Consider the following 3,993-nt stretch of genomic DNA (forward strand, 5'->3'; position numbering starts at 1 on the left):
TGTGCGCCAGCATGAAGGTAGACGATGTCACAGCCACGCTCGACCTGGCGCTGGCCGCCTCAGGCTGCGACAGGGTCAAGGTCGAGCACCGGCCGCGCCTGCTGTCCGACAACGGCCCGTGTTACGTCGCTTCCGATCTCGGTGAATGGCTGGAGACATACAAGATCAACCAGGTTCATGGCGCTCCCGGCCATCCGCAGACACAAGGGAAAATCGCCTTTCGGCGTTGCTTGCAACGCCTGCCGGCCAGGGGAAAGCTGGCATCAGACGTTGAAGAACCGCATCCTGCTGGAAAACTACTTCTTCAAAGAAGACCTCGAAGCCCAGATCGCAGCCTTCATCGAGCACTACAACCATCGCCGATACCACGAGAGCCTCGACAATCTCACCCCGGCCGACGTCTACTTCGGGCGCGGCCAGACCATCCTGCTCGAACGCGAAAGGATCAAACGAGAAACCATCAGACAACGCCGCTTGAACCACCAGGCCAAAGCAGCTTAAATCAATCCGCAAACCGAGCCGGAAACTCCATTCTTCCAGAGCCCTAAAAGTCTCAAATCATTCGACGACGGACACTTGATTGAATCCATCCACGCGGCCTAACTTTCTTGGAGAAAGGCTGCCGTAACCTGCCTCACTTCGCGTGTTCGCTCTATTGGGACCATATGGGTTTCGCCAGGAAAAATCGAGGCCTCGATGTGGGGGAAGCGAGCGCTGGCCTCCATCATGGCAGCGGCGAAAAACTGGTCGCGACTTCCTCCGATCATCAAGGTCGGCGTTTCCTTGCGCACCTGACAGGCGCCGGGCGCTTCGCATTCGAGCATGGCTCGGAGATGGTGAAGGATAACGTCAGGTTTGCCTAATCGGCGCAGCATGCCGTCGGCGCTCAAGCGCACGCGCAAGTCCATAAGAGTGTTGAGCCAACGGCTGCGGAACATTGCCGTGAATTCTCGCAGAAGTAAGCTCATCTCTCCAGCCGTGATGAGATCGATCTGCTTTTGGATCCGCTGCTTCCCCTCGTCCGAGAACCATGGGGCGCTGACCAGCAGCACGAGCCGACTGACGTTTTCAGGTGAGCAAGCCGCAGCGCGGGCGGCGATCACGCCACCATATGAGATGCCCATGACGTCCGCCGTACCCCCAAAATGCTGCTCTATGATAGTCGTTACATCGTCGGCGAGACCGTCGACCGTCACATGCGCGGCATCGGGATCGTATCCGATCAGGACGAAGCTTCGTCCGTTCGGCATTATGCGTGCCAATCGCCGGATGTCCTTGATCATCCGCGCGCTACTAGGTGTCATCATGAAGCCCTGTCCGCCATTGATGACAAGGATCGGATTTTCGCCCCTGCCAAATCCGGCATAGGGGATGCGTTTCAGGAACTTGCCTGTTTGGTTAAAATGCATGCGGGCATAACCGGATCAGATGTCCGGCCTCCAAGAGTCTGTGATGAAAATTTGATTTAGCGAAGCCGTCGAGCGACATTGGCTGCATCGGGTGGCATTGGCCGCTCAATGCGGCGATAGATGCCGCCGTTTGGAGTGCGGGACAACAAGCCCATGTCGCACAGCTCCCGCCGCAACAAGGCATGGTCGCCGAACAGATGTCTATCGCGCAGTAGGACATTCACCTCCGGCTCGGACTGATCCTTGGCCGATGGAAATTGCGACCACAAAACCCATAGCGCCACGATCTGGTCAGAGCGCCTGGATGGCCAACGTGTCAACCGGCCATCTGTGTCGAAGCATCGCGCGACGCGCTCAACGAGTTTGAGATCAAGCTTCGGCGCGGCCTTGTCGCTCTCCGGAATAGGGGCAAGTGTCTCGATGGCATTGACATTGACCGTGGCGCGGAGGCTTTGGAAATTCCCGTACCCTGCCGCGCGGGCGAGCATGTTCAGGAGTTCGAGATGCGAGGGCACGCCCTCGTGCTCGCGCAGCTGGGTTCTCAGGGACTTTGCGAATGACGATGCGTCGCTCACGGCGAGCGGTATCAGGGTTCTGGACATGACCAATCCTTCGGTCGCGCCATTCCAAACGGATAATCGGTGATCGCCCTTCCGATATGGCACGAGGATGGTGTCACATCTGGATGTCTGATGCAGGTTTAGCGTGTTCCAAAGAACGGCGATGCCTCGGTGAGCTGCAGACCGGAACCGTAAATATCATCATGGAAATTTGAGTTCAAGACGTTTCGGGATGCCTGGATTGAACTGAGGAGGCCTCCACCCCTTCAGTTCAAAGTCCCTCGATCGCCCCGCGATAGTAGCCCTGATAGACGTCAAGGACGCTGGCGATGAGGCCAATATCGGCCAGATCCGCCTGCGTCTGCTCCAGGGAGACAGGGTCGACATCAAGAAGCAATTGCTCCACCGTCAATGTCGCCATGGGAAATCTCCTTGAGTGCGATAGGATTGTGTTCCGAATTGCGGAGCATTTTCCTGATCTGTTCTTGTGTGCTTTAGGAGGCAAGCGGGCAACAGACCTGGATTTTCCCTCGCTTGCGGCTGCGAATCCATTAACAGCCACTTTCAAAGCTGCTATGTTCTCTCTATGTTCCAGAATTTGATTCTCTCTGGCGAATATTGATCGGCCGATAGTGCGAAGTATCGGGAGCCACCGGAGAGATGCGGTTGAAAGATGTTGGTGCTATGGGCGTCAAAAACATCATGGTTGCGAGCGCAAAAGCCAAAGAAATCTCGCGCCTTCGGGCGCGTCAGATTTGGCTCGACGCCCAAGGTTTTGGGAGACGGATCGTTTTCGGAAAGGGGTCGAAGGTGGTTGCCGACCTTGTCCGCCACCTCGGTTATGTTCAGATCGATACGATCAACGTTGTGGAACGTTGTCATCATCATATTCTCTTCACACGGCTCCCGGCCTACAGCCGTGGTGATCTTCACAAAGCACAGTCGAAAACCAAGAGCGTTTTCGAATATTGGACACACGCCCTCGCATATATCGCCAGCGAGGACTATCGCTTCTTCATACCTGCGATGCTTGCGCGCAGGGCGTCGCCGCATCTGCACTATCCGAGTGTCCAAGAGGACGATACACGACGTCTGCTTGAACGCATCGACCGCGAGGGGCCTATCTCCATCCGCGACATCGACGACGATGTCCTCGTCGATAAGGATCACGCTTGGGCCAGTCGCAAGCCGAGCAGAAATGTGTTGTCAAAAGCCTTCTTCGATGGCTCCCTGGCTGTGTGCGCACGCTCAGGCATGCTGAAGTCATACGATCTGAGCGCCAGACATTTCGGATGGAGGCAACCGCCCGAACCCGCCTCGGCTCACGAGATAAATGCCTACATGCTGGAGCGAGCGCTGCGGTCGCAAGGGATCATCAGCCTTGACTCCGTCTGCCATCTCGAGGCGGGACGCAAGCCGGCCATCCGGGCGCTGATCGAGGAACGCGTGTCGGCGGGCCTACTTGCGTCGGTTGTTTTGAAAGGTGACCGGACAGAGCACTGGGTTGCGCCTGAGGCGATTGAGAGACGTGTCGTGCGGCGTAAGCCAGAGGCGCACATCCTCTCGCCCTTCGATCCGCTGGTCATCCAGCGCAAACGTCTCGAGCTTTTCTTCGGCTATGCGCATCGCTTCGAGGCATATGTGCCTGCAGAAAAACGGGTATTGGGATATTTTGCGCTTCCGGTCCTTTATGATGGTCGCATTGTTGCAGCGATCGATATGAAGGCTGATCGGAAAGCCAGGAAACTGCTGATCAACAAATGGACGACATTTGGCGACGAGAGTTCGGAAGAGCGGTCGGCTGTGGAGTCCGCGCTCGACCGTTTTGAACAGTTTCAGTTTTCGACATAAAGCGAGTGGATGGCGATCTGACCTCTTGCCTTCGGCAAAAGGCTGATTTTCGCACTACTCCTCGAAAACCTCCTCCTCTTTTCAAGTCTGACTTGGACTTGCTTCGGAAAAGTGGAGAGGCATTTTCAGATCAAGCGGCCAGTCTCTCAAACTGTGCGGGGCTTAGGTAGTCA

4 protein-coding genes and 1 pseudogene are annotated in these 3,993 nt (G+C 56.3%); 2 read left to right on the forward strand and 3 right to left on the reverse strand.

From position 1 onward, the window contains the following. Window positions 1-501: pseudogene (locus E8Q41_RS25755) on the forward strand (integrase core domain-containing protein); the annotation flags it as partial. Window positions 502-599: 98 nt separating this feature from the next. Here the strand turns inward: E8Q41_RS25755 and E8Q41_RS20085 are convergent. The 3 genes from E8Q41_RS20085 to E8Q41_RS25640 all read right to left on the reverse strand — a co-directional run bounded on the left by E8Q41_RS20085 (window position 600) and on the right by E8Q41_RS25640 (window position 2,390). After that, the gene (locus E8Q41_RS20085; RefSeq protein WP_137157350.1) at window positions 600-1,409 is read right to left on the reverse strand and encodes an alpha/beta hydrolase; all 810 of its coding nucleotides are present in this window, start codon (window positions 1,407-1,409) and stop codon (window positions 600-602) included. 56 nt (window positions 1,410-1,465) lie between these two features. Beyond that, window positions 1,466-2,011, reverse strand: coding sequence for a DUF2087 domain-containing protein (locus E8Q41_RS20090; protein WP_137157351.1), 546 nt, complete (start codon window positions 2,009-2,011; stop codon window positions 1,466-1,468). Window positions 2,012-2,240: 229 nt separating this feature from the next. Then, window positions 2,241-2,390, reverse strand: a complete 150-nt coding sequence (locus E8Q41_RS25640) for a hypothetical protein (RefSeq protein ID WP_170976549.1) — start codon at window positions 2,388-2,390, stop codon at window positions 2,241-2,243. A 281-nt stretch (window positions 2,391-2,671) separates the two neighbouring features. On the opposite strand from E8Q41_RS25640, the gene E8Q41_RS20095 reads away from it, so the two are divergent. After that, window positions 2,672-3,820, forward strand: a complete 1,149-nt coding sequence (locus E8Q41_RS20095; protein ID WP_137157352.1) for a crosslink repair DNA glycosylase YcaQ family protein — start codon at window positions 2,672-2,674, stop codon at window positions 3,818-3,820. Window positions 3,821-3,993: the final 173 nt, after the last annotated feature.

This window comes from Rhizobium sp. FKL33 (genome assembly GCF_005222915.1).
In the GTDB taxonomy this organism is placed as follows: domain Bacteria; phylum Pseudomonadota; class Alphaproteobacteria; order Rhizobiales; family Rhizobiaceae; genus Rhizobium_E.